The 24,124-nt window shown below is 67.9% G+C and carries 23 protein-coding genes and 1 pseudogene; 13 read left to right on the forward strand and 11 right to left on the reverse strand.

Annotated elements, in window-relative coordinates; genetic code table 11:
* Both ABD225_RS07685 and ABD225_RS07690 read left to right on the forward strand, forming a co-directional pair.
* Positions 1-864 (forward strand): amino acid ABC transporter permease, encoded by an 864-nt coding sequence (locus ABD225_RS07685; RefSeq protein WP_344083151.1) that lies wholly within the window; start codon positions 1-3, stop codon positions 862-864.
* Positions 861-1,640, forward strand: coding sequence for an amino acid ABC transporter ATP-binding protein (locus ABD225_RS07690; protein ID WP_344083153.1), 780 nt, complete (start codon positions 861-863; stop codon positions 1,638-1,640). Before ABD225_RS07685 ends, ABD225_RS07690 begins: the two co-directional genes overlap by 4 nt.
* Before the next feature lie 31 nt (positions 1,641-1,671).
* Here the strand turns inward: ABD225_RS07690 and ABD225_RS07695 are convergent, their stop codons facing one another.
* The 4 genes and pseudogenes from ABD225_RS07695 to ABD225_RS07710 form a co-directional block, all read right to left on the reverse strand.
* On the reverse strand, positions 1,672-2,304 hold the full coding sequence (locus ABD225_RS07695) for a TetR/AcrR family transcriptional regulator (protein WP_344083155.1): 633 nt from the start codon (positions 2,302-2,304) through the stop codon (positions 1,672-1,674).
* 154 nt (positions 2,305-2,458) lie between these two features.
* Positions 2,459-5,227, reverse strand: coding sequence for a phosphoenolpyruvate carboxylase (gene ppc, locus ABD225_RS07700; RefSeq protein ID WP_344083157.1), 2,769 nt, complete (start codon positions 5,225-5,227; stop codon positions 2,459-2,461).
* A 74-nt stretch (positions 5,228-5,301) separates the two neighbouring features.
* Positions 5,302-6,108, reverse strand: a complete 807-nt coding sequence (locus tag ABD225_RS07705; protein WP_344083159.1) for an LLM class flavin-dependent oxidoreductase — start codon at positions 6,106-6,108, stop codon at positions 5,302-5,304.
* Positions 6,109-6,439: 331 nt separating this feature from the next.
* Positions 6,440-6,784, reverse strand: a pseudogene (locus ABD225_RS07710) (AAA family ATPase); the annotation flags it as partial.
* Between the two features lie 58 nt (positions 6,785-6,842).
* Between ABD225_RS07710 and ABD225_RS07715 the strand changes: the two are divergent.
* Together ABD225_RS07715 and ABD225_RS07720 are read left to right on the forward strand one after the other, a co-directional pair.
* The gene (locus tag ABD225_RS07715; RefSeq protein ID WP_344083161.1) at positions 6,843-8,441 is read left to right on the forward strand and encodes an alpha-amylase family glycosyl hydrolase; all 1,599 of its coding nucleotides are present in this window, start codon (positions 6,843-6,845) and stop codon (positions 8,439-8,441) included.
* A gap of 64 nt (positions 8,442-8,505) precedes the next feature.
* Positions 8,506-9,429 carry an aminoglycoside phosphotransferase family protein gene (locus tag ABD225_RS07720; protein WP_344083163.1) on the forward strand — a complete coding sequence of 308 codons (924 nt, stop codon included), beginning with the start codon at positions 8,506-8,508 and terminating at the stop codon, positions 9,427-9,429.
* 92 nt (positions 9,430-9,521) lie between these two features.
* Here ABD225_RS07720 and ABD225_RS07725 read toward each other — a convergent pair whose 3' ends face one another.
* Entirely contained in the window at positions 9,522-9,983 is a 462-nt protein-coding gene (locus ABD225_RS07725; RefSeq protein WP_344083165.1) for a DinB family protein, read from the reverse strand.
* Complete coding sequence (locus ABD225_RS07730; RefSeq protein ID WP_344083167.1) at positions 9,980-10,366, reverse strand: VOC family protein; 387 nt, start codon at positions 10,364-10,366, stop codon at positions 9,980-9,982. Before ABD225_RS07730 ends, ABD225_RS07725 begins: the two co-directional genes overlap by 4 nt.
* Positions 10,367-10,532: 166 nt before the next feature.
* Here ABD225_RS07730 and fbaA point away from each other — a divergent pair, with 166 nt between their 5' ends.
* The 6 genes from fbaA to ABD225_RS07760 all read left to right on the forward strand — a co-directional run bounded on the left by fbaA (position 10,533) and on the right by ABD225_RS07760 (position 16,148).
* Positions 10,533-11,564, forward strand: coding sequence for a class II fructose-bisphosphate aldolase (gene fbaA, locus ABD225_RS07735; RefSeq protein ID WP_344083169.1), 1,032 nt, complete (start codon positions 10,533-10,535; stop codon positions 11,562-11,564).
* A 145-nt stretch (positions 11,565-11,709) separates the two neighbouring features.
* Positions 11,710-12,114 (forward strand): DUF3151 domain-containing protein, encoded by a 405-nt coding sequence (locus ABD225_RS07740; RefSeq protein WP_344083171.1) that lies wholly within the window; start codon positions 11,710-11,712, stop codon positions 12,112-12,114.
* 15 nt (positions 12,115-12,129) lie between these two features.
* On the forward strand, positions 12,130-12,930 hold the full coding sequence (locus ABD225_RS07745; RefSeq protein ID WP_344083173.1) for a GNAT family N-acetyltransferase: 801 nt from the start codon (positions 12,130-12,132) through the stop codon (positions 12,928-12,930).
* Between the two features lie 221 nt (positions 12,931-13,151).
* Positions 13,152-13,643 (forward strand): SigE family RNA polymerase sigma factor, encoded by a 492-nt coding sequence (locus ABD225_RS07750; protein WP_344083175.1) that lies wholly within the window; start codon positions 13,152-13,154, stop codon positions 13,641-13,643.
* Positions 13,640-14,707 carry a hypothetical protein gene (locus tag ABD225_RS07755; protein ID WP_344083177.1) on the forward strand — a complete coding sequence of 356 codons (1,068 nt, stop codon included), beginning with the start codon at positions 13,640-13,642 and terminating at the stop codon, positions 14,705-14,707. The genes ABD225_RS07750 and ABD225_RS07755 overlap by 4 nt, the downstream gene beginning before the upstream one ends.
* A 154-nt stretch (positions 14,708-14,861) precedes the next feature.
* The gene (locus ABD225_RS07760; RefSeq protein WP_344083179.1) at positions 14,862-16,148 is read left to right on the forward strand and encodes an adenylosuccinate synthase; all 1,287 of its coding nucleotides are present in this window, start codon (positions 14,862-14,864) and stop codon (positions 16,146-16,148) included.
* 2 nt (positions 16,149-16,150) lie between these two features.
* Here the strand turns inward: ABD225_RS07760 and ABD225_RS07765 are convergent, their stop codons facing one another.
* The 5 genes from ABD225_RS07765 to ABD225_RS07785 form a co-directional block, all read right to left on the reverse strand.
* Positions 16,151-16,522: a GntR family transcriptional regulator gene (locus ABD225_RS07765; protein WP_344083181.1), complete on the reverse strand. Its 372-nt coding sequence runs from the start codon at positions 16,520-16,522 to the stop codon at positions 16,151-16,153.
* Positions 16,519-17,427: a hypothetical protein gene (locus ABD225_RS07770; RefSeq protein ID WP_344083183.1), complete on the reverse strand. Its 909-nt coding sequence runs from the start codon at positions 17,425-17,427 to the stop codon at positions 16,519-16,521. Before ABD225_RS07770 ends, ABD225_RS07765 begins: the two co-directional genes overlap by 4 nt.
* Positions 17,428-17,566: 139 nt before the next feature.
* On the reverse strand, positions 17,567-19,801 hold the full coding sequence (locus tag ABD225_RS07775) for a HelD family protein (RefSeq protein ID WP_344083185.1): 2,235 nt from the start codon (positions 19,799-19,801) through the stop codon (positions 17,567-17,569).
* A gap of 51 nt (positions 19,802-19,852) precedes the next feature.
* On the reverse strand, positions 19,853-20,305 hold the full coding sequence (locus ABD225_RS07780) for a helix-turn-helix transcriptional regulator (protein WP_344083187.1): 453 nt from the start codon (positions 20,303-20,305) through the stop codon (positions 19,853-19,855).
* Positions 20,306-20,395: 90 nt separating this feature from the next.
* Complete coding sequence (locus ABD225_RS07785; RefSeq protein ID WP_344083189.1) at positions 20,396-20,857, reverse strand: hypothetical protein; 462 nt, start codon at positions 20,855-20,857, stop codon at positions 20,396-20,398.
* Positions 20,858-21,413: 556 nt separating this feature from the next.
* Between ABD225_RS07785 and purD the strand changes: the two genes are divergently transcribed.
* The 3 genes from purD to ABD225_RS07800 all read left to right on the forward strand — a co-directional run bounded on the left by purD (position 21,414) and on the right by ABD225_RS07800 (position 24,096).
* Positions 21,414-22,700: a phosphoribosylamine--glycine ligase gene (purD, locus tag ABD225_RS07790; protein WP_344083191.1), complete on the forward strand. Its 1,287-nt coding sequence runs from the start codon at positions 21,414-21,416 to the stop codon at positions 22,698-22,700.
* 18 nt (positions 22,701-22,718) lie between these two features.
* Positions 22,719-23,597 (forward strand): phosphoribosylaminoimidazolesuccinocarboxamide synthase, encoded by an 879-nt coding sequence (locus ABD225_RS07795; RefSeq protein WP_344083193.1) that lies wholly within the window; start codon positions 22,719-22,721, stop codon positions 23,595-23,597.
* Positions 23,598-23,691: 94 nt separating this feature from the next.
* Entirely contained in the window at positions 23,692-24,096 is a 405-nt protein-coding gene (locus tag ABD225_RS07800; RefSeq protein WP_344083195.1) for a GDSL-type esterase/lipase family protein, read from the forward strand.
* The last annotated feature ends 28 nt before the right edge of the window (positions 24,097-24,124 follow it).

Genomic DNA, 24,124 nt, shown 5'->3' on the forward strand with positions numbered 1-24,124 from the left:
ATGCCGGACGCCCCCGCGGCGACCGACGACTGGGTGCCCTCCGCTCTCGAACGGGAGCGGGCGGCATACCGACTGCGCGCGACGCGCCGATCTGTCCTCATCGCGGCAGCGGCAACTGTCGTCGCCCTGCTCGTGGTCGGCGTGGCGATCACCTCGTCGCCGGGCTGGCCGGCCTTCCGCGAGACCTTCTTCAACTGGGACAAGGCGATTTCATCGCTGCCAGCCGTGCTGGCGGGTCTGTGGCTGAACATTCGCGTGCTGCTCGTGTGCTCGGTGGCCATCGCCCTGATCGCTATGACGATCGCGATCCTGCGCACGCTGCGTGGACCGGTCTTCTTCCCGTTGCGCGCGCTGGCGACGGCCTATGTCGACATCTTTCGCGGGCTCCCGTTGCTGCTGCTGCTCTTCCTCTTGGGTTTCGGTATGCCGGCGCTGCGCCTCGCGGGTCTGCCCAATAGCGCGATGTTCTGGGGCGGCTTGGCCATCACCTTGTCCTACTCGGCCTATGTCGCCGAGGTGCTCCGCGCGGGCATCGAGTCGATCCATCCATCGCAGTGGGCGGCGGCCCGTTCCCTTGGGCTGAGCTATCGCAAGGCTCTGAGGTATGTCGTTCTGCCGCAAGCAATCCGGCGGGTCACGCCGGCCCTGATGAATGATGTCGTGTCCCTGCAAAAGGACTCCGGCCTCGTGGCTGTCCTCGGAATCGTCGACGCGATCCGCGCCGCGCAGATCGAGACCTCGCTCGACTACAACTACACGCCCTATGTCGTCGCTGGGGTGCTCTTCCTGATCCTGACGATCCCGATGGCGCGCTTCACCGACTGGCTCGCCCGTCGCCAGGGCCAGCACGGAGGCATGCTGTGAGTGAGATCGGTTCATCGCCCCAGGACGAGGCGCCCAGTCCGCTGCTCAGTCTGCAGAAGGTGCGGAAATCGTTCGGGGACAATGTTGTTTTGCGCGATGTCTCGCTCGATGTCGCCGAGGGCGAGTGCGTGGTCCTCATCGGCTCGTCGGGCTCGGGCAAGTCCACGCTCTTGCGCTGCATCAACCTCTTGGAGCGAGTCGACGATGGTGTCATTCGCCTCGATGGTGAGGACATCACCGATCCGCGGGTGGACGCCGATGCGACCCGGGCCCGGATCGGCATCGTTTTCCAGTCTTACAACCTCTTCCCCCACCTGAGTGTGCTCGACAATGTCATGCTCGCGCCGGTGCGTGTTCACGGCATCGATCGCGAGGTTGCCCGCGCCGATGCCAAGCTCATGCTTGAGCGAGTCGGCCTGGCGGACAAGGCAAATGCCCATCCTGATGCGCTCTCTGGTGGACAGCAACAACGCGTCGCGATCGCCCGCGCCCTCGTCAACAAGCCCCTGCTGATGCTGCTCGACGAAGTCACCTCGGCCCTCGACCCGGAGCTCGTCGGCGAAGTGCTCGACCTGTTGAAGGACCTGAAATCCGAGGGCATGACGATGGTGCTGAACACCCACGAGATGGGATTCGCTCGACGCGTCGCCGACACCGTGTGCTTCCTCGACGGCGGCGGGATCCACGAACAGGGTTCGCCAGAGGCGGTTCTCGGTTCACCGGCCCAGGAGCGGACCCGACAGTTCCTGCGACGGCTGCACACCGATCAGGCTTGAGCCTGTTGCGCGGCGGCGTCCCTGATATGGATCAGCGGCGCGACTGCAGCCCGTGGCGGAGGGCCAGAAGCATCATCATGGTCAACTGATCCTCCGACGGATCATCCTCCCCAAGGTCGATCAGACCCTCGGTGAGCATCACGGCAAGGCCGTGCGCGCCCGTCCAGGCGAGCAACGCCCACGGCTGCGGCGGACCGGGGTCGATGGCGCCGGCCTCCTGGCATACGACGACCCCTCGCTCAAGGACCAGAAGGCACCGCTCCGCCGCCGCCTCCACCTCGCCGTGGAAGATGTCCTCCCGCGGATTGCGCAACTCCGGTCGGCCAAGGATCGTGAAGGCGTGCGGGCGACGTCGGGCGAATCCGACATACGCCCGGCCCACGGCGATCAAGGCCAACAGCGGATCCCGAGAGCCTTCGGCGAGCATGCTTGTGTCCCAGGCATTTTGCAGCTCCCCGGTGAGCGCCTCATAGCCCTGGACCACCATGGCGGCCAGCAGCCCGCCTTTGCCGCCGAAGTGATGAGTCGGGGCGGCATGACTAACCCCCGCCCGCCGCGCCACGGCGCGCAAGGTGACCGCATCCACGCCGCCTTCGTCCAGCAACTCCCATGCCGCCTGCAGCAGTGCGCGGTGCAGATCGCCATGGTGATAGGGACGGGACACGAGTTAAGCGTACGGAGATCTTGTCATCGCCAAGATGGCGGGTATGGTGTGCCGAACGGATCGATTCCCAGGAGGCTTTGAGGCTGGCCGGGGCGGGGATCGACCACCAGCCGTCGGTGACCGCAGGGGGTCGCCGGCGGCAGGGCCCTCTGGTTCAGCCCGTATTGCGCAGGCCGGCGGCCACGCCATTGACCGCCAGGAGCAGCGCGCGTTGCAATTGCGGGTCGGTGTCGCCGGCGCGAATCCGAGCGAGCATCGAGACCTGGAGATAGGAAATGGGGTCGAGATAGCGGTCGCGAACCTCCAAGGTGCGCTTCAGCGTCGGCTGCGCCTCGAGCAACTCGCCCTCGCCGGTGATTTCCAGGACGGCGGCGACCGTCCGGGCATACTCGGCCTTGATCTCCTCAAAGATCACATGCAGTTCCGGGTCGACGAGGGCACTGACATACTCCTCGGCGATGTCGAGCCGGGTCTTTTTGCACATCATTTCGACATTGCTGATGAAGGTGCGGAAGAAGTGCCAGCCGGCGTACATCGCGCGCAGCTCGTCGAGGCGGCCATCGTCGAGGGCGGCGCGCAGCCCGGTGCCGACGCCGAACCATCCGGGGATGATCTGTCGCGACTGCGTCCAGCCGAAAACCCATGGGATAGCGCGCAATCCGGACAGGCCCTGCCCGCTGTCAGGGCGCTTGGACGGCCGTGAACCGATCTTCAGATCGCCCAATTGCTCGAAGGGTGTGGACTGCGCGAAGTAGGTCGGCAGTTGCGGATTGTCGACGAGGCCGCGGTAGGCCGTGAAGGCGGCATCGCTGATGCCGGTCATGATCGCGTCATAGCCCTCCAGGGTCGCTCCTTCGACCCGGGCAGAGGTATGCAGCGCGCTCGCCTCCATGACGGCGGCGAGGGTGAGTTCGAGGTTCTCGCGCGCAAGGGCCGGCAGGAGGTACTTGTCGGAAATGACCTCGCCCTGCTCGGTCACCTTGATCTCGCCGGAGAGGGTGCCCCACGGCTGGGCGAGGATCGCCTCGTGGGTGGGGCCGCCGCCGCGCCCGACGCTGCCGCCGCGGCCATGGAAGAGGCGCAGTTGGATGCCGTGCTTGGCGCAGATATCGCGCAGCACGCGCTGGGCGCGGTGGATCTCCCACTGGCTCGTCGTGATGCCGGCGTCCTTGTTGGAGTCGGAATAACCGAGCATGACTTCTTGGACTCCGCCGCGGGCGTCGACGATGGCGCGATATGCGGGCACGCTGAGTAGCTGGTCGAGAATCGTTCCAGCAGAGCGCAATTCCTCGACTGTTTCGAGGAGGGGGACGAAACCGATGTCGGCGCGCGGCTGCCGTCCGCTGGTGAGGTCGACGAGTCCGGCTTCGCGCGCGATGATCGCCGGGGCCAGCAGATCGTCGGCGCCCTGGGTCATCGAGACGATATAGCTCTCGATGACCTCAGGCCCGAACCAGCGCTGCGCCGTGCGGATGGCGGTGAAGGTCTCGAAGGTGCGCTGGCCTTCGGCGTCCAGCGGCGGCGGGAAGGGAGCGAGGGGTCGCCGGCCGGCCAGCTCCTCGCCGAGATATGCCAGTCGCTCCTCCCGGGAGCGGGCGGCATACTCCCCGGCCGTGCCGGTGACCCGATCGGCGAGCTGGGCGAGCACGTGGTGGTGGGCATCGCTGTGCTCGCGGACGTCCATGGTGGCTACCTGCGGGCCGAAGGCGCTCGCGGTGCGAATCAGGGTGGCCAGGGCGCCCTGTGCGATGAGTTCGCCGTGGTTGGCCAGGAGTGAATCGCGGATGAGCAGCAGATCGGCGAGCAGCTCGTCGCGGCCGACATAGTCCTGCCCGGGGCGCGGTTCGGCACGACGCGCGATCCGATCGCGGGTGTTCTCCAGGCGTTTGCGGATGCACGAGAGCTTGAGGCGATAGGGCTCCTCGACATTGAGGCGCCGGATGCGCTCCTCGATGTCGAGTTCGTCAAGATCGTGCGCGAGCGAGGCGGCGAGTTCGGGCGTGACGTCCACGAGTTTGGTCGACATGGACACCTCGTCGACGCATTGCTGCACCATCGCGATGAGTCCGCGGATGCCGACGGCATGTTGCATGACGAGCACATCGAGGGTGATCTCGGGCGAGACATTGGGATTGCCATCGCGGTCGCCGCCGATCCAGTTGCCCAGGATGAGGGGGCGCGCGGTGGGTGGGAGGTAGGCGCCGCGGCGGGCCGCCTCCTCGGCCAGATCGGACAGCAAGCCCGGCACGGTTTCTTCAAGGAGGCCCTCGACGAAGAAGAGCATGTTTCGTGCTTCGTCGGCCACCTTTGGCTGGTCGACGCGCAAGTCGTCACTCTGCCAAATAGATTCGATGAGCTCGGCGAGTCGGCGGTCGCGACGCCGCTCGTTGCGGGCGGTGGGCGCAGCGCGATAAGCAATGAGGGCGTCGGCGATTTCGCGCATCTTCAGCAGCGCCGTCCGGCGGCTCGCCTCGGTCGGGTGCGCGGTGTAGACCGGGCGGACGGACAGGCGCGATAGGGCCGTTGTGAGGGCGGCGGGACCGCGCGCTTCGATGATCCGATCCATCGCCTGGTTGATCCAGTCGGCATCCTCGGGGCGCTCCGCGAGGTGGGCCGCGCGGTCGACCTGCTCGGCGATATTGGCGAGGTGGAAGTAGGTCGCGAAGGAGCGCACAAGGAGCATCGCGTGCTGCAAATCCACGGTTGACAGACTCTTGGCGAGCTCGCGCGTCGCACTCTCGTCGCCGCGCTGGGCGGCCTTGGTCAACTGCCGGACGTTCTCGACCTGGTCGAGCAAGCCCTGGCTTTCCTGGCGCACCAGGGTTTCGCCGAGCAGTTCCCCCAGGCGCCGGATGTCGCGGCGCAGCTTGGCATCCTCGGGGGCGACCGGGCGGCCGGGCGGGTCCACGGGCAGGCTGTCCATGGGTCGAGCGTATGGAACCGCTTTCATGCCCGGCAAGCGGATGTCAGGGTATGGCCGGTATATGGCCGGTGTTGTCATGGGGTGAGCAGGGGGCGAAGGCGGTCCAGGTCGGAGGCGCCAGCGAGGTCGGGGAGGGCGAGGAAGATGGTGCCGACGCCGAGGTCGGCCAGTCGGTCGCGGCGACGGCGCTGCTCGTCGACAGTGCCCGCGTGATGCCGTCGGACGTATGCCGCCGCGCTCGTCCGTCCGCGCAACCGCTCCACGCGGCGGGCCACGTCCTCCCGGTCCTCACCGGTCACGGAGACATCGAGGACCGTGATGGCGAGGGTCGCGGGGTCACGCTCGGCGGCCGCGCAGGCGGTATGCAGTTCGGCCAGCTTGGCGCTCAGGGTCGCCTCGTCGCTCGGAAGGTTCACGGCGTCCGCGTGGCGTGCGGCGATTCGCAGGGTGCGAGATCCGTTGCCACCCAGAATGATTGGGAGCCTGCCGATGGGCCGGGGGTAGCACGTGGTCTCGGGCAGCGAGACGCGGCGTCCGGCATACGGCTTGGTGCCGGTGGCCCACAGGGCCCGCATCGTCTCGATGGCTCGCTCGACCTCATCGAGTCGCTCGCGGGGTTGCGGGAAAGGCAGGCCGTATGCCGCATGCTCCCGCTCCCACCACCCCGCGCCGATGCCCGCGAAGGCCCGTCCTGCGGTCAGGACATCCAAGGTGGCGAGGGATTTGGCGAGCACCCCGGGTTGGCGGAAGGTCACAGGGGAGACGAGCGTGCCGAGCCGCAGGTCGGTGCCGAGCGCGGCGAGGTGACCGAGGGTGACATAGGGCTCCGGGATCGGCTCCCACGCTCGGTCGACCTGGGGGATCTGGATGAGATGGTCCATGAGCGCGATGCCGACGAAACCGACCCTCCGCCGCGGCGAGTGCGATATCGCGCAGCCAGCTGGCGGGATCGGTGCCCCAGGGGAAGCGGGAGAGGTTGAGGATGTAGTCGATGCCCTGGCCGGGCAGGGGCGGCCACGAGGTAGATGTTGCTGCTCGTGCTGCGACGGGCGGCGTCGGCGTGGGCGGGCCCCCGTCAGCAGCCAGGGTCGCGTCGATCGACTGGACACGGTCCCAACCTTCGACGGCAAGTTCGGCGGCCAGTGCGGCGGAACGTTTGACCTGCTTTGAGAGCACCGACGCGGGAACGCGACGGTCGCGCTTCGCGTTGCGGGCGCGGCATACGGCGTGAGGAGTGGTGAAATGCACTGCAACGCAGGGGCTTCCAGCGGCCCGTCCGAGCGCGAGGTAAGCGAGGCGCCGGTCGCGATCGAAGCCGAGCGTGTCGATCACCGTGGTGAGGCCACGCCGAAGACGGGCCGCGACGATCAGATCCAGGACGGAAAAGGCATCCGTGGAGGCGTCCAGGTCGCCCGTCCCCGACCCGACGATCGCCCGCAGCGCGTCCGACGACACGATCTCCGCGGAGCGGTAGTGCGCGGCCGCCCACGTCGACTTGCCCGAACCGGCCGCGCCGACGAGCACCACCAGCGCGGGATCGGGGATGTCGTGCGGCACGTGCCCAGTCTGCCGGTCAAGGCGCCGCTGGCCCGGGGATTGCGGGCAGGATGGCCGGATGAGCGCCGAATGGTTCCGCGATGCCGTGATCTACGAGATCTATCCCCAGTCCTATGCCGACAGCAATGGCGACGGGATCGGGGACCTGCGCGGGGTGATCGACCGCCTGGACTACATCGCCTCGCTCGGGATCGATGCGATCTGGTTCAACCCGTGCTTCGCCTCGCCCTTCTTCGACGCGGGCTATGACGTGGCCGACTACCTGCGCATCGCGCCGCGCTATGGCACCAACGACGACCTCGTCGAGTTGGTCGAGAAGGCGGGGGCGCGCGGCATACGCATCTTCCTCGATCTCGTCGTCGGGCACACCTCGATCGAGCATCCGTGGTTCCAGGCAGAGCTGCAGGCGGCCGGGCCGAGCCCGGAGGGTGACCGGTACGTCTGGAGCGAGGTTGAGCCGGCGGGTTGGGGGATCGATCTGCCCGGCATCCCCGGCTGGGTGAAGTCGCCCGGGCCGCGGCCGGGGTGGTATCTCAAGAATTTCTATGAGGAGCAGCCGGCGCTGAACTTCGGCTGGGTGCGGACGAATCCGGAGCAGCCCTGGCGCGACGCCATCGACGCGCCCGGCCCGATGCGCAATCGCGCTGCGCTGCAAGAGATTCTGGACTTTTGGCTCAGCCGAGGCGTCGCGGGCTTCCGCGTGGACATGGCCTTCTCGCTCGTTAAGGACGAGGTGCTCAGCGACGGCCACGCGGCCTCCGCGGCGATCTGGCGCGACCTGCGGGAGTGGCTCGACACGGCATACCCCGAAGCGGTGCTGATCCCGGAAGGTGAGGAGCCGCGGCTCGGGGAGCGGCTGGCGTTCGATGCCGACTTCGCGCTCGTGATTTCGGCGCCGCACGCGAGTCTGTTCGACGACCATTTCGCCGGGACGCTGCCCTGGCATTTGCCGCGCGAGCCGTTCTTTGCCGCCGAGGGTCAAGGTTCCACCGACACCTTCCTCGCGACCTGGAACTGGCTGCGCTCGGTCGATCCGGACCGCCCGGTGATCATGGCGACCGCGGATCACGACTTCAACCGATTGCGTTGTGGCGGAAGGACTCCCGAGCAACTGGGGGCGGCTCTGACCTTCCTGTTCACGTGGGGGAGCATCCCGAGCCTGTATTACGGCGACGAGATCGGCATGCGATACCTGCCCGATATGCCGAATGTCGAGGGCGCGATCTGCAATCCGTCCTACAACCGGGCCGGTTGCCGCACGCCGATGCAGTGGGACGACTCGGTGAATGCGGGCTTCTCCACCGCGGCCGCCGATCAGCTGTATTTGCCGATCGATCCTGACCCGTTGCGGCCCACGGTGGCGGGACAGGACGGAATACCCGGCTCGACACTGACGCTGGTTCGAGACCTGCTCGCGCTGCGCCGCGCGACCCCGGCCTTGCAGGGGCACGCGCCGACTCGCGTTGTGCACGAGGGATATCCGTTCGCGTATGTCCGTGGTGACTCCCACCTGGTGGCCATCAACCCGCGCCGGGAGTCCGCTGCCGTCGACCTCGCCGAGTTCGCCGAGGCGACGCAGGTATGGGGAGCCGGGGCCACCATCGATGCCGGCCGCCTTACCCTCGACGGCTTCGGCTACGCGATTCTTCGGCGCTGAGTACGACGATCGGCGGCGTCTGGCCCGCCGATCGTCGTACTCAGCGTCGCGTAGGTTCGTCGGTATGCCGCACCCGCTCATCCCCGAGAGCTTCCGGGCGCTCGTGGCGGGGCGGGCGGGGGAGCCGGATGTCACGGGCGACGATTGGTTGCGGCGGCTGTCGGGGCTGATCGACGAACATCTCGATCGATGGTCCGCGACGCCCGACGGGGAGGTGCGGCACGGGGAGTGCGCGATCGTCATACCGGTTCGCCTGCGGGACAACGGGACTCAGGCGGCGCTCAAGCTCACCTGGCCACATGCCGAAGCGCGCCACGAGCACCTGGCCCTGCGGCATTGGAATGGCGAGGGTGCGGTCCGGCTGCTGGCGGCCGACCCCGCGGCATACGCCCTGCTCCTGGAACGACTCGACGCGAGCCGGGAGCTCACCTCGGTCTCCATCCTCGAAGCCTGCGAGGTGATCGGCGGGCTGTTCCGCACCCTCGACCGTCCCGCGGCGCCGCAGTTCGACCGGCTCTCGGATCGCGCGTCTCGGTGGCGTCCACTCCTCGACGCCGGCCACCCGCTCGTCCCGCGACGCCTCACCGAGCAAGCGTCGACCACCCTCGGGCACCTCCTCGACGGCGCTGTCGACGGGCGCCTGGTCCACGAGGATCTGCACGACATGAACGTCCTCGCACCGCTCGACCCGGCGCGCGGCGCCTGGCTCGCGATCGATCCGAAGCCGGTCTCAGGGGAGTGGGCGTATGCCGTGGCCCCCATCGTCTGGAATCGCGCGGAGGCGAGCGCCGCGGCATACAACTTGCGGGTGCATGTCCGGTTGCGTGCCGACATCGTCGCGGAGGCGGCGGGTCTCGACCCCGACCGGGTGACGCACTGGACCTTCGTCCGGCTCGTGCTCAACGCCCTTTGGGCGGCGCCGCACAGCCCAGGCAGCGACGGCTTCCGTGCGCGAATGATCGCGCTGGCCAAGGCTTTTGCGAACTAGGCCGTCCGGCTAGCGAGATCCGTGCGCCCACAGATCGCGCAGCAGCGCGACCTCCGCCAGGTGATGGAAGACCTCGCGGTTGATGTGCAGGATCAAGGTCGCCATCGGCAGATCGGCAGATCGGCATACGGCCCTTCGGCCGGGCCGCAGGGCGCGGCGAGCTGCGCGGGACCCAGTGTGCGAACTCCGGCGAGCCACGCGGCATACGCCTCATCGAGCTGAGCCAACGCCTCCGCGGCGGTCGTCGCCCACGGCCAGCTGTCGTATGCCGCGGGCGGGCCACCGAAGTGACTCGCCGTCCGCATCGCGAAGACCCCCACGATGACGTGCCCGAGTCGCCAGGCAATCGTCGTGACGGGCGGCGGTTCGGGGGCGGGGTAGGCCCAGTCGATGGTGGGCGGCTCGGCATCGGTGCGAATCGACCAACAGCCGGGGACGGGCTCCCAGAGGTACTCCGCGTCCGTCAAGCCGACCAGACGGGGCCGCGCGAGATTCGTCCAGTACCAATCCAATTGGTCGCGAAGCTCTGCGGTCCAATCGACGGGCGAGGTCACGCCGGCTTGGCTTGGTGGCGGCGCAGCACGCAGAACTCATTGCCCTCCGGATCCGCGAGCACCGCCCAGCCCTTGTCCGGTCCGTCGCGCAGGTCGTTGACCATCGTCGCGCCGAGGCCGAGGAGACGCTCGACCTCCTCGTCGCGGTGCCGGTCGGTCGGGCGCAGGCAGATGTGCATGCGGTTCTTGATGCTCTTGGGCTCGGGAACTTTGAGAAAAAGCAAGAACCGATCATCGGGCCCGGCGAGGCCGCACTCCTCGTCGCCCGGCTTCATGTCCCAGTCGCTCTCGCGGACGAAGTCCTCAAGGACCTGCTCCCACCATTCCATCTGGGCATAGGGGTCGTGGGCGTCGATACAGAAATTCGATGCGCGAGAAGCCATGAGTCGATCCTGCCCCACCGACCCCAGGGACAGCTGTCTTAGGGGCCGGACGGCACGGCATATGGGGGCATACAGGATGAGACGGGAGCGGGCGGCATGCGCGGCTGTGGGAGGATCGGAGGCGGAGAAAGCCACCTCATTTGGCACCCGCACGAAGGAGCAAAAAGTGCCCATCGCAACTCCCGAGGTCTACGCCGACATGCTCGACCGAGCCAAGAGCGGCTCGTTCGCCTACCCGGCCATCAACATCACCTCCAGCCAGACCGTCACCGCCGCGATCCGCGGCTTCGCCGAGGCCGGTTCGGACGGCATCATCCAGGTCTCGACGGGCGGCGCCGAATACGCGTCCGGCTCGACGATCAAGGACATGGTGACCGGTTCGCTCGCGCTCGCGGCGTATGCCCGTGAGGTCGCCAAGAATTACCCCGTCAATATCGCGCTGCACACCGACCACTGCCCCAAGGACAAGCTCGACGGCTTCGTCCGCCCGCTGATCGCCGCCTCGGCCGAGCAGGTCAAGGCGACCGGTCTGCCGATCTTCCAGAGCCACATGTGGGACGGCTCGGCCGTGCCGCTGACCGAGAACCTCGAGATCGCCCAGGACCTGCTGGCGCTGACCCGCGCCGCCAAGATCATCCTCGAGGTCGAGATCGGTGTGGTCGGTGGCGAAGAGGATGGTGTCGCCAACGAGATCAACGACAAGCTCTACACCACTCCTGAAGACGCGCTCGCGACCGTCGACGCGCTGGGTCTCAGCGAGAACGGCCGCTACATGGCCGCGCTGACCTTCGGCAATGTGCACGGGGTCTACAAGCCGGGCAACGTCAAGCTGCGCCCCGAGGTGCTGCGCGCCTGCCAGGACGCCATCATCGAGGCCCGCGGGCTCGAGGCCGGCAGCAAGCCGCTCGACCTGGTCTTCCACGGCGGCTCCGGCTCGCTGCCCGAGGAAATCTCGGCCGCCGTCGACTATGGCGTGGTGAAGATGAATGTCGACACCGACACCCAGTACGCCTTCACCCGCCCGGTCGCCGACTGGATGCTCAAGCACTATGACGGCGTCCTGAAGATCGACGGCGAGGTCGGCAACAAGAAGCAGTACGACCCCCGCGCCTGGGGCAAGGAAGCCGAGGCCGCCATGGCCGCCCGCGTGGTCGAGGCCTGCCAGAACCTCCGCTCCGCCGGCACGCACGTCGGCTGACCGACGTTCCCGCGGCGGGGGCGCACATTCCCGCCCATTGCCGAAACATGGACGTACGCAACGGATCTGTTCCGTTGCGTACGTCCATGTTGTCTCCCATGACTCTGCCCATGACCACTGCCCGTCCCGCCCTAGAGTTGCCTGTATGACGGACCTGCTCGGCATCCCCGAAACATTCCTCCCCGAGGACCCCGCGGCGGCGATGATCGCGGCGGGTGTGGATCGCCCGGGGCGGGTGGCCGCCGCATACCCCGCCTCCTCGCTCGCGTGGGCGGTCCTCGCCGAGGCGGCGCTCGACGCCGACCACCCGGTCCAGGCCTACGCGTATGCCCGAACGGGTTACCACCGCGGGCTCGACGCCCTACGGCGCGCGGGCTGGCGCGGCCAGGGCCCGATCCCGTGGAGCCATATGCCGAACCAGGGCTTCCTCCGGGCGCTGGCCGCGCTAGCCAAAGCCGCCGGGGCGATCGAGGAAGAGGACGAGCGGGCCCGGTGCACCGAGTTCCTGCGCGCCTCCTCCGCCGATGCGGCCCGCGAACTTGGCCTTTAGATTTCGGGCCTGCGGATGACCCCCGACGACCTGCTCGCCACCTTCCACCAGCAGATTCGCCTCGATGCGGGGGAGGGCTCGCCGCGGAGCACGCGGACCCGCCACGGCCAGGTCTTCCGGATCTTCTCCACCGACCCCGACGATCCGTGGGCGATGGTCGATTGCCCGGAAGGCCTCGGCGACGACCCTAACCACGTGATCGCGGGGGAGCGCGACCACTTCGAGGGGCTTGGCATACCCCTGGAGTGGAAGACCTATGCGTATGACGAGCCCGCCGACCTCGGCGAGCGCCTGCTCGCTGCGGGGTTCAGCCAGGGTGATGACGAGGCGCTGATGCTCGGGGAGCTGAGCGACCTCGCCCACGACGTCCCGCTGCCTGCTGGGGTGACCATCCGGCGCGTCGCCACGCGGGGCGACCAGCGCCGCATACGCGCGCTCTATGACCTCGTGTGGGAGGGGGCGTGGGGTCGGGCAAGCGCGGATTCCGCCGACGACGCCGAGCCGGTGGCGACCGATCCCACGGAGTATGCGCTGCTCGCCGAAGGCTCTCCGGATGGCCCTATCTTGTGCGCGGCCCGTCTAAACCTCACTCCCGGAACGGAATTCGCCGGCATGTGGGGCGGCTCGACTCATCCCGACTGGCGCCGGCGCGGCCTCTTCCGGGCGATGCTCGCCGAGCGTGCCCGGTGGGCGCTGGCGCAGGGTTATCGGTATGCCCGCGTAGACGCCTCCCCCGATTCCGAGCCGATCCTGCGCTCGCTCGGGCTGCACCGGGTCTCGACGACGGTGCCCTTCGACTACCCCGCGAAAGGCTGATGTCGGCGGGCTAGCGGTTGATATTGAGCGGGCGGCGCACGGACCAGCGGGCCAGGAGAATCAGCAGGGCGCCGGCGGGGCACGGCATACAGCCACTCGACGCTGGCCGGTGCGGACCACTCGGGGTGGCTGGCATGGACGCCCGTCGATCGCGGTCCCCTGCCGGTGCAGCACGAAGGCGTGATCAGGTCGTCTAGTCACCAACGGAGGTGAGGCGAGGCATGACATTCGAGGCGTATGTCGAGGCACGTGGCGCGGCGCTGCTGAGACTCGCCTACCTGCTCACCGGGCACGCACAGGATGCCGAGGACCTGGTGCAATCGGCGCTGCTGGATGCCCTCCGGCACTGGCGTCGCGTCGCGGCCTCGGCCTCACCCGATGCCTATGTCAAGAAGATCCTGGTCAACCGGCACCTGACGAACCGCCGACGCCGTTGGCATGGGGAGCGTCCGACGGATTTCGCCGACCCCGACGCGCCGCACGTGCCCGTTCTGCCGAGGTCGGACCTCGAGGACCGCGAGACCTTTCACGAGCAGCTCGGCCACCTGCCGCCGCGCGGGCGGGCTGTGCTGGTGCTGCGGTATTACGAGGATCTCGCGGATGAGCAGATCGCCGAATTGCTGGGCATCGCCGCCTCAAGCGTCCGGGCAACGGCCAGCCGAGCGCTGGCCGCTCTACGCGCGCAGGCAGATACATCGGAGGAACGACGATGAACGATTCGGATGAGTACCGGATTCGCAGTGCGCTCCTGGCCGAGGCCGCGCAGGCCCCTGCACCGGACGGTTTGCTGGAGCGGGTCCAGGGGGCGGCTCGCGCTCGCCGTCGCCGGGTGCTGGGGGTATGGAGTGCGGCAGTCGCGTGCGTAGGGATCGTCGTGGCGTCGGTCGCGCTACGGGGTGTCACCGGCCCCACCGCGCGGCCAGCCGCCCCGGGCGATGGGCCGACGACGGTGGCGGCAGCTCCGGCATACATCTCATGCGGCACAGGGGTCGACGTCGGCGAGCCCCTGCCCCAAGATCTTCCGCAGCCGAAGGGGGCCTATCTCTGCGCTTGGGGGCAGCGCACGTATCCAGGGGAGGGGACCTGGGAAGTCGTGGAGCTGCGCCGGGTGACGGGTGGCCTATCCGAAGTCTTGGCTGCATTCTCGGTAGTCGAGCGCGTCACGCCGGCACCACCCACGGGCTGCCCGTATGACGGCGTCACGGGACCTCCCACCGTCATCCTCGATCTGGGCGACCATGCGGTCCTGGTGAGCCCGCGGTGGGGCGAGACGTGCAATCGGTATGTGGACTCGATTCGGGCTGTTGAGGCGATGGTGACCGAGGTGGTGTCGACCACGCGGGTGGGACAAATCGCGAGCCCGATGGCGGCGGCATCCGGGTGCCAAATGGCATACAAGAACGTTCTTGCGATGGAACCGTCGAAGGATGTTCCGGCCCTCCTTCAGATTGCCGCCCAGACCGGCCCGGTGACGGTGTGCGCGTATGACGGGAGCGATAGCAGCGAGCCGCCCCGGCTCGACGGGGCCGTCGTGCTCTTTCCGCGCGAGGTCGAGTTGCTCCGCGCCGAGGTGGCCTTGGCCCGCCGGGACACCTTCTGCCGGGGAAACGAGCACTCGCTCTTTGCGATCGTCACCGGTTCCGATCCCGTGGGCTTCTCGCTCGCGGTGGCGCTGGACGGGTGCGCGGTGGGCGACTGGGGCAAGGTCTATCGCGGCAGTGATCGGCTGCGCGCCATCCTCAGCGACGCCCTCGCTGAGCATCCCGTGCGTCCCTGACGCGCATTTCTCGCCCACTGTGGGAGAGAACCTGGACATACGCAACGGTAATGATCCGTTGCGTATGTCCATGTTCCGGCAATGGGCGGAAATGTGCGCGGGGGCGGGGGCGGCTAGCCTTTCGTCGGTTGACCCACCGACGAAGGAGTAGGACATGCCGGCGATCGTGCTGGTCGGTGCCCAATGGGGCGATGAGGGCAAGGGCAAGGCGACCGACCTCATGGGCTCCGATGTCCACTATGTCGTGAAGTTCAATGGCGGCAACAACGCCGGGCACACCATCGTCATCGACGGCGAGAAGTACGCACTGCACCTGCTGCCCAGCGGCATCCTCACCCCGACGTGCACGCCGGTCATTGGTAATGGCGTCGTCATCGACCTCGAAGTCCTCTTCCGCGAGATCGACGGGCTGGAGGCGCGCGGCGTCGCCACGGACAAGCTCGTCGTCAGCGCCAACGCGCACATCATCGCGCCCTACAACCGGACCCTCGACAAGGTCACCGAGCGCTTCCTCGGCTCGCGCAAGATCGGCACGACCGGCCGCGGGATCGGCCCGACGTATGCAGACAAGATGTCCCGCAACGGGATTCGCGTACAGGACCTCTTCGACGAGCACATCTTGGAGCAGAAGGTCGAGGCCGCCCTCGGGCTGAAGAACCAGGTCCTCACCAAGATCTACAACCGGCGCGCGATCTCGGTCGAGGAGGTCATGGACGAACTGCTGCCGTATGCCGCGCGCCTCGCCCCGATGGTCGCCGACACCTCTCTCCTGCTGGAGCAGGCACTGAACGACGGCAAGAACGTCCTGCTTGAGGCCGGCCAGGCCACGCTTCTCGATGTCGACCACGGGACATACCCCTATGTCACCTCCTCCAGCGCGACCGCCGGCGGCGCGTGCACGGGCTCCGGCATCCCCCCGACGCGGGTCTCCCGCGTTATCGCGATCCTCAAGGCCTACACCACCCGCGTCGGCGAAGGACCTTTCCCCACAGAGCTTTTCGACGATAACGGTGAGTTTCTGCGCAAGACCGGCGCCGAATACGGCACCACCACCGGCCGGCCCCGCCGGTGCGGCTGGATGGACACCGTCATCGGCCGCTACGCCACCCGGATCAATGGCGTCACCGACTTCGTCGTCACCAAACTCGACGTCCTCACCGGCTTGGAGAAGGTCCCGATCTGCGTGGCGTATGACGTCGACGGCGTTCGCCACGACGAGATGCCGGTCAACCAGAGCGACTTCCACCACGCCAAGCCCATCTATGAGGAAATGGACGGCTGGTGGGAGGACATCAGCGCCTGCCGCAGCTTCGAGGAACTTCCGGAGAACGCCCAAGCTTACGTCCTGCGCATCGAGGAACTCATCGGCGCCCGGGTCTCCGCCATCGGCGTCGGACCCGCGCGCGACGAGATCATCGAGCGCTTCCCGCTGCTGGACTGACGTCAGCGAATCACGAGGGCCAGCGCCTCGTGCGCTTCCTCGGCGCCGAAGCCGAGAGAGCGGGCGGTGTCGGCATACGCCCTGGCCGCCGACTCCAACCGATGTCGGGCCAGCCGCGCTGGCGGGACATGCAAGGCTGCGACGGTCGTTCCGCCGCCGCGGCGGGTCTCGACGAGCTTGGCCGCTTCGAGTTCCTGATAGGTCCGCGCGACCGTGCCATTGGCGAGCCCGAGGTCCTTGGCCAGTTGGCGCACCGGCGGAAGTCGTTGTCCCGCAACGAGTTGCCCTGTCTCGATCATGGTCGCCAGCTGTCGGCGCAACTGCTCATAAGGCGGCGTCGGATCGCTGAGGTCGATGGCGATATCGGCGCTCATCGAGATGCCCGGACGCTGGCCATCGTGTCGGACGATGCCTTGTCGACCTTGCGGGGAAGCAGGACGTTTGCGAGCAGGACGGCCGCGACGACGAGGCTGATCAGGCCAGCAACGACCAGCATTCCCGCAAAGAAGTCGCCGCCGCTGAGGCAATCGTTGCTGGTGAGTGCAGTGGCCATGACGAAGGCGATCGGCGCCGCCGTGCCATATGCCGTAGCCCCCACGGCGCTCACCACGCGGCTCATCGCGTCGCGTCGCAGGCCGGTGTCGTATGCCGTGTGGCCGGCATCCGGATTCGCCCGGTCCCGGATTGCTCGGCCGGCGACAACGGCGCAGCAAATGGTGGCGATCATGGCGAGGGCGGCGGGGATGGCATAGAAGCTTCCGGGGTAAGGGCCATTGGTATTGGTCTGCATCGTCGACTCACCCCCGGGCAGGTCGAACAGGCAGGAGGCCGTCAGGGCTCGTCCGGCCCGGCCCATGTCGTCCGGCGAAGCGGTCAGCACTCCCACGAGCAGCAGCGTGCCGAGCAGGACGACACCCAGGCTGGCAATCCACGTCCGCACGCGAGGGAGTAAGTCCGCGATCGTGCGGGTCAGCAGCGTGGCCGTCCGTCGCTCGGCCTTGGGCCGGCGAATCGTCAACTCGCCCAGCATGATGGCGAGCAAGACCGCACAGCCGGCGATTGCGGGTGCCGACATCGCGAGGCGCCCGAGCCCGACCTGCTGCGCGTTCAGCGCACCGATCGCCAGGGTCGCGCCCACCGCGATGCCGATCCAGCGCCATAGTGTCGTCCATTGCTCGACCGCGGCCAGGTCGGCTCCCGCCGCTTCGGCGCGCAGGCCGCGCGCGCTCACGAGGCGAATGACGGCCACGACCAGAACGGCCAGGAGAGCGAGACCCATGAAAGGGAATAGGAGTTGGACTGACATGCGACGCCTCCGTCTTGTATCGTTGAACTGATACAAGAGAGCATGAACGCACAGAAGATCTTGTGTCAAGTGATTGATACAAGTTTCTTTGTGGTTCGCCCCCGGGGCGAGGTCAGCCCCGGCGCAGCACCGTCATTCGGTGCGCCGCGCGGGTCAGGGCAACATAGAGCACCCGCACCCCACCTGGGGCCTCGTCGATGATGGCCTCGGGATCGACGATGATCGTTGCGTCCCACTCCAGGCCCTTGGTCGACATGGGGTCGATGACGACGACGCGGCCGTCGAGGGCGCCGTCCAGCGGAGCCAGCCGATCGGCATACCGCATGGGCGTGATGATGGCGATGGAGCCCGCGACCTGCTCGCCCAAGACGTCCAGGGCATCGCGGACTGAGACGAAAGTGTCCAGTGACAGCGGAGCCTCGGTCGGTGCAATACCCGTCTCGCGCACCGCATTCGGGATGTCCGCATCCGGCACGAGGGGGAGTATGACGTCCCGCGCGTAGTCAAAGATCTCGCGGGCGTTGCGATAGTTGGTGTCGAGGTGGAAGAGCCGGCGCGGCTGCGAGCCGAAGGCCTCCTCACGCGCGGCTACCGCTTCGGCAGCGTCGGTCCAGGAGGCCTGCGCGGCATCACCGACGACCGTCCAAGAGGCGTATTCAGCTCGGCGGCCGATCATCCGCCATTGCATGGGCGAGAGGTCCTGCGCCTCGTCAACCAGCACGTGGGCGTACTCGGCCGGTTTCCCAATTTGCCCGCGTAGCAAGGCTTCTCGAGGGTCTCCAGGGGCGACTGCGGCGCCCGTTCGCATCGAGAGCGGACCGCCGAGACGCGCCCCATCCGGGCCCAATCGATCGTCCAATTCGTCGATCTCGTAGAACCCACGATCCTCGTCTTGACCCTCTTGGACTGGCCCGACATGGGCGGACAGGGCATCGATCAGGGCAACATCGGCCACTGTCCATTGACCGCACGCCAAGGCATCGCGCATCGACTGCGCGAAGGCCGCCAACTCGCCGTCAGTGAATACTCCACGACCATGGCGGTACGCCAGATCCGTGTCCGCGAGCCACAGCAAGACCTCGCGCGGATCGACTTGCGGCCACCACGCCTCCAGGAAGTCATCGACCGCCATCGACTGCTCGAAGGCCTCGAAAAAGTCCGCGCGTTCGCCAATGCGATGGGTGGCCCACGCGGCTTCCGCGAGCATGGTGCGGACGGCCTTCGCGGCCGCATTGCGGGCGTGTCCACGCAAGGCGCGGCGCCGAATGTCATCCAGCACATGGACATTCAGGTTGATGGCCTGGCCGCCAACAAAGGCCCGGAAGCTCTCGGGTGCGCCAGGAACCCGCCCGCCGGCGGCGCGTTCCAACAGTCGACGCACGCGCAAGGTGCCCTTGATGGCCGACACCTCGGGGCGATCGAGTCGGCCCGTCGACACGGCGTCGACGACATCACCGAGTGAGCGCAGCGTGACCGAGTCCTCGCCGAGCGAGGGCAGGACGCGCTCGATGTATGCGGTGTAGGCACTCGAGGGACCGATGACGAGGACTCCTCCGGCCTCATACCGCCGCCGCTCGTTGTAGAGCAGGTATGCCGCCCGGTGCAGCGCCACGACCGTCTTGCCCGTGCCGGGGCCACCGGTGATCTCGGTGACGCCGCGGCCAGGGGCGCGGATCGCCTCGTCCTGGTGCCGCTGAATTGTCGCGACGATATCGCGCATCCGCGACCCGCGCGTGCGCGTCAGAGCGGCCATGAGCGCGCCATCGCCCGTGATCACCAAGTCGTCGGGGGCCGACGGCGCCATGAGATCGTCTTCAACACCGATGACCCGAGAACCACTGCTGCGCAATACTCTTCGCCGGATGACGCCCATCGGCTCGACCGGAGTGGCGCGATAAAAGGCCGATGCCGCGGGGGCGCGCCAATCCACAACCAGCGGTTCGTAGTCCTCATCGCGCACGCCGAGACGGCCGATATAGCGCACTTCCCGATCCGCGTCGAGCCACCACTCGTCGGGCAGGTCGGCTGCGGGCGTGCCGCGATTGGCGCCAAGATCCACCATGTCGAGTCGGCCGAAGACGAGACCTTCGTATTGCTGATCAAGGGTGGCCTGGCGGCGCGCGGCGTTGAAGACGAGCGCATCGCGTTCGAACAGGCCGGTGATCTCCTCGTCGCGGATGTCGCCGCGCCGGTCGGTGCGGCCGCGCGACATCCCATCTGCGGCAACGAGACTCGCGCGGTCACTGGCGCGGCTCAACTCGGCATACACGCGGTCCACGTGCGCTTGCTCATGGGTGATTTCCCGGGCGACCACATCGGCAGTCGACGCAGGGGAGGGGTTGCTCACGACGAACTCTCGATCGGGCGGGGAAAGCTGCGAACGTAAAAGTCTAGGCCCTCACACGAGCCCCTGGCGCGCGGCCTCGACGCCCGCCTGGAAGCGCGTCTCGGCCCCGAGGGAATCCATCAGGTGACGGACGCGCCGCTCTACGGTGCGATGGGAGATCCCGAGGCGGCGCGTGATCGTCGAGTCGGTCGCGCCGCTGGCCATCAACTTCAGAATGACCGCATCGCGACTCGCCGTCCCGCCGGCATCTCGGTCCATTTCCGCGGCCATCGGCACGGCGAGGGCCCAGAGGGTGTTCATGATGCGCACGAGGGCGGTGACGAAGGCCTTGTTGCGGACGAGTAGGGAGCCGTGACCGCTGGGATCAATATTGCTGAACTCGACCACGGCTGCTGATTCGTCGACGATGACTGTTGAGAAATGGACCGGTCCCATCAGCCGGACCTCCTCACCACCGATGATTCGCTCCCGAAGTGCATCGAGGGTCCCCGGGGTGTCGAGCACCGCGTGGTCATAGATGGCCCGGATGTCGATCGCCTCTCCCCGGGCGTTCCGGAAGGTCTCTTTGTGTGAGTTGTAGGGGTCGAGAAGGAGTTAGCGGGTCCGGCGCGAGTCCGCGCGGATGCACAGAATCTCCTTGTTGGCGGCGGCCGTGATCGTCGCCGTCGCGGAGGCGATATCGGCCAAGCTGCCGATATCGCGGTTCCCGGCGTCTGCGGGCTGAACCTGCCGGGCGGCGGCATACACCTGATGCAGTTCACTGGCCGTGGCGCGCCAGGCGCGAGCGCGTCGCTCGGTGTCGGCGGCCCAAGCCGGCAGGGCGATGTCCGGGGCCGGGACCTCCCACGATCCGTCCGGTCCGATGATCACCAAGCCCCGCGTATGCAGCACGAGCGCGGCCTGCTCGACGAGTTGGCGGTCCATGCCCGAGGCGACGAGGGAGGTGGCGCTGGGGTTGGCCTGGCCGATAATCCCCATGTAGACGAAGCTGATCTCTTCCTCGCTGATCGGGAAGCGAGCATCGTCGGCGCGGCCCCCCGGGCTCCGTGTCTGCACGGGGAGATCTTCCTCGAACTGGCGGGTTTCCGTCAATGGCGGGGAGCCCACAGGGCTGGGCTTTACTTCTGAGTAGGTTTTTGTAAAACTTTCATTGGTTGATCCCGCGTCAACCCGCACGCAGAGCGCCGGTTCCCCCCAACCAGTGCGCCACGTGCCCACGGCGCGGCGTCTCGGGGGAATCCCCCCCTGCTCCCCGAGACGCCGCGCCGTTCCTATTACTTTCTGTTTTCCTCCTCATCGGGTCGGCGGGTCCGCTCGTACCTCGCGTCCCCGTCTCCCCGCATCGCCGAAGAACCCAGCCCACGCACTGGTTGGGCGCCGCGAGCCGAGCGGCCCTTGTGAGTGCGAGCGGGGATATAGGGCCGCTCGCACTCAGAGACCCCGCTCGGCTGGTCGAGAACCCCGCTCCCGTTCAGAAACCCCGCTCGGCTCGGGTGGTGACCTGGGGCGGCGCGGCTGGGGCGAAGCGGCACGGCGGCTGGGGCGACCCGGCGCGGCGGCCGGATGGCGGGCGGGGCGGCGGCCCGGTGGACGGGCACATAGGCTTGCGCGCGTGAAGGTGCTGGTGGTGGGGTCGGGCGCGCGGGAACATGCCCTGGTGCGGGCGCTGGCGGCCGATCCGGGCGTCGAGCAGGTCCTCGCAGCGCCGGGGAACCCTGGGATGTCGGGGCTCGCGGACTGCATACCCCTGACCAATCTGACCGATGGCGAGGCGGTCGTCGAGCTGGCCCGCGATCAGGCGGTCGATCTTGTCGTTATCGGGCCGGAAGCTCCCCTCGTCGAGGGCGTTGCCGACGACCTGCGGGCAGCGGGCTTTGCGACCTTTGGCCCGTCGGCGAGGGCCGCCCAACTCGAGGGCAGCAAGGCCTTCGCCAAGCGCATCATGGCCGAAGCCGGCGTGCCTACCGCGATGTCGCACGTGTGCACCACCGTCGAGGAGGTGGCGGAGGCGATTGATGCCTTCGGCGCGCCTTTCGTCGTCAAGGACGATGGCCTGGCCGCCGGCAAGGGCGTCGTCGTCACCGACGACCGTGATGCCGCCCTTGCCCACGCCGCCGCCTGCCTCGAGCGCCCCGATGGACGGATCGTCGTCGAGGAGTTCCTCGACGGCCCGGAGGTCTCCCTCTTCTGCATCAGCGATGGCGAGAATGTCATCCCGCTCGCCCCGGCGCAGGATTTCAAGCGGATCGGCGAGGGCGACACCGGCCCGAATACCGGTGGTATGGGCGCCTATTCGCCGCTCGACTGGGCACCAGTGGGACTCGTCGAGGAGGTTGTCGAGCGGGTCGCCAAACCGACCATTCGCCAGATGGCGCTGCTCGGTATGCCCTTCGCCGGCGTCTTGTACGTCGGGCTGGCCCTGACCGCGCGCGGCCCGCGGGTCATCGAGTTCAATGCCCGGTTCGGTGACCCGGAGACGCAGGTGGTCCTCGCGCGGCTCGCGACCCCCCTCTCGACCCTGCTGTATGCCGCAGCCACCGGCCACCTCGACCGCCTGCCTCCGCTGACCTGGCGCCCCGACGCCGCGGTCACCGTCGTCCTCGCCGCCGACGGCTATCCCGTGACCCCCCGCACCGGCGACCCGATCACCGGGGCGGACGAGCCCGGCGACCTGGGGGAGCGGGCGGCATACGTCCTGCACGCGGGCACAAAACGAGATGGCGATGGCCTCGTGAGTGCCGGCGGGCGAGTCCTCTGCACCGTGGGGCTGGGCTCTGACCTCCAGGCGGCGCGGGCCGCGGCCTACTCCAGGATCGCTCAGATTGACCTGCCGGGCGGCCACTTCCGGCGCGATATCGCCCTCGCGGCCGCCCATGGCGACATCCACGTCCCCGGCTGAAGATCATTGGGAGAGAACATGATCGAGCTTCCCGGCTACGCGCCTGTCTACTCCGGCAAGGTGCGCGATCTCTACGCTCCGCTGCTTGCCGACGGTGAAGTCGATCCCGACCGCCTGCTGCTGGTCGCCTCAGATCGCATCTCCGCATACGACTTCATCCTGACGACGCCGATCCCCGACAAGGGACGGGTGCTGACGCAACTGTCGCTGTGGTGGTTCGACCAACTGGCCGATCTGCTCCCGAATCATGTGTTGTCGACGGACGTGCCGGACGCCGTCGCCGGGCGGGCAATCCTGGTCCGGCGGCTGGACATGCTGCCCGTCGAATGCGTCGCTCGGGCCTATCTAACCGGTGGTGGGTTGGGGGAGTATCTCGCCACCGGCGCCGTCAGCGGCATACCTCTCCCCGACGGGCTCGTCGACGGCTCCAAGCTGCCCGAGCCGATCTTCACGCCCTCGACCAAGGCGCCGCAGGGCGAGCACGACGAGCCGATCCCGTTCTCGCGAGTGGTGCACGATCTCGGCGCCGAACGCGCCGCCCAGGCGCGTGACCTCACGATCGCGATCCTGTTGCGCGGCAACGAGATCGCTACCGAGCGCGGCATCTTGCTGGCGGACACGAAGGTCGAATTCGGCCTCGACGCGGATGGCGAGATCATGCTCGCGGACGAGGTGCTGACCCCCGACTCCTCGCGCTTCTGGCCCGCCGACCAGTGGCAGCCGGGGCGTCCGCAGGCGTCCTTCGACAAGCAGTATGTCCGCGACTGGCTCACCCACGAGAGCGGCTGGGACAAGCTCTCCGGCGAAGCACCGCCACCGCTGCCCGTGCAGGTCGTCGACCAGACGCGCAACCGCTATGTCGAGGCATTCGAGCGACTCACGGGCACGTCGTTCTGAGGCCGTTGTCCGTAGGTCTCGGGCCGGGTCAGGGCTCGAATGCGTATGCCGAAAATCCCCCGCTACTCCCGGCGTGGGCCTAGCCTGCTGTCGCATGACCACCCCCCGCCCCGCCCTCCTTGCCCTCGCGACCGCCGGCGCGACGACGCTGATCGCCGCCATCGCCCTCCCAGCCCAGGCCGCCGGCTCCTCGTATGTCGCCCTCGGCGATAGCTACTCCTCCGGGACCGGCACCCGCAGCTACCTCAATGACGGAACGTCGTGCCAGCGCTCGGTCTATGCCTACCCGAGCCTGATTGCCAGCGCCTCCGGCTACAGCCTGAACTTCCGGGCCTGCTCCGGCGCCAAAATCCCGGACGTCACGAATACCCAACTATCGGCCCTGACCAGCTCCACGGCCTATGTCACGATCTCGGTCGGCGGCAATGACGCGGGCTTCGCCAGTGTGCTGACGACCTGTGATGGCGCTCAACTGAAAGTCCCCAGACCTGCTCACTGAAAGTCCCCACCCTGCGTGGCTCCACGGA

It is taken from the genome of Nostocoides veronense (assembly GCF_039531185.1).
GTDB classification, from domain to species: Bacteria; Actinomycetota; Actinomycetes; order Actinomycetales; family Dermatophilaceae; genus Nostocoides_A; species Nostocoides_A veronense.

Coding starts and splice junctions, on each gene's coding strand:
- ABD225_RS07685 (WP_344083151.1), top strand. CDS start 1: ATGCCGGACGCCCCCGCGGCGACCGACGACTGGGTGCCCTCCGCTCTC.
- ppc (WP_344083157.1), bottom strand. CDS start 5,227: ATGGACAGCCTGCCCGTGGACCCGCCCGGCCGCCCGGTCGCCCCCGAG.
- ABD225_RS07705 (WP_344083159.1), bottom strand. CDS start 6,108: ATGGACCATCTCATCCAGATCCCCCAGGTCGACCGAGCGTGGGAGCCG.
- ABD225_RS07715 (WP_344083161.1), top strand. CDS start 6,843: ATGAGCGCCGAATGGTTCCGCGATGCCGTGATCTACGAGATCTATCCC.
- ABD225_RS07720 (WP_344083163.1), top strand. CDS start 8,506: ATGCCGCACCCGCTCATCCCCGAGAGCTTCCGGGCGCTCGTGGCGGGG.
- ABD225_RS07730 (WP_344083167.1), bottom strand. CDS start 10,366: ATGGCTTCTCGCGCATCGAATTTCTGTATCGACGCCCACGACCCCTAT.
- ABD225_RS07740 (WP_344083171.1), top strand. CDS start 11,710: ATGACGGACCTGCTCGGCATCCCCGAAACATTCCTCCCCGAGGACCCC.
- ABD225_RS07745 (WP_344083173.1), top strand. CDS start 12,130: ATGACCCCCGACGACCTGCTCGCCACCTTCCACCAGCAGATTCGCCTC.
- ABD225_RS07750 (WP_344083175.1), top strand. CDS start 13,152: ATGACATTCGAGGCGTATGTCGAGGCACGTGGCGCGGCGCTGCTGAGA.
- ABD225_RS07755 (WP_344083177.1), top strand. CDS start 13,640: ATGAACGATTCGGATGAGTACCGGATTCGCAGTGCGCTCCTGGCCGAG.
- ABD225_RS07760 (WP_344083179.1), top strand. CDS start 14,862: ATGCCGGCGATCGTGCTGGTCGGTGCCCAATGGGGCGATGAGGGCAAG.
- ABD225_RS07765 (WP_344083181.1), bottom strand. CDS start 16,522: ATGAGCGCCGATATCGCCATCGACCTCAGCGATCCGACGCCGCCTTAT.
- ABD225_RS07770 (WP_344083183.1), bottom strand. CDS start 17,427: ATGGGTCTCGCTCTCCTGGCCGTTCTGGTCGTGGCCGTCATTCGCCTC.
- ABD225_RS07795 (WP_344083193.1), top strand. CDS start 22,719: ATGATCGAGCTTCCCGGCTACGCGCCTGTCTACTCCGGCAAGGTGCGC.
- ABD225_RS07800 (WP_344083195.1), top strand. CDS start 23,692: ATGACCACCCCCCGCCCCGCCCTCCTTGCCCTCGCGACCGCCGGCGCG.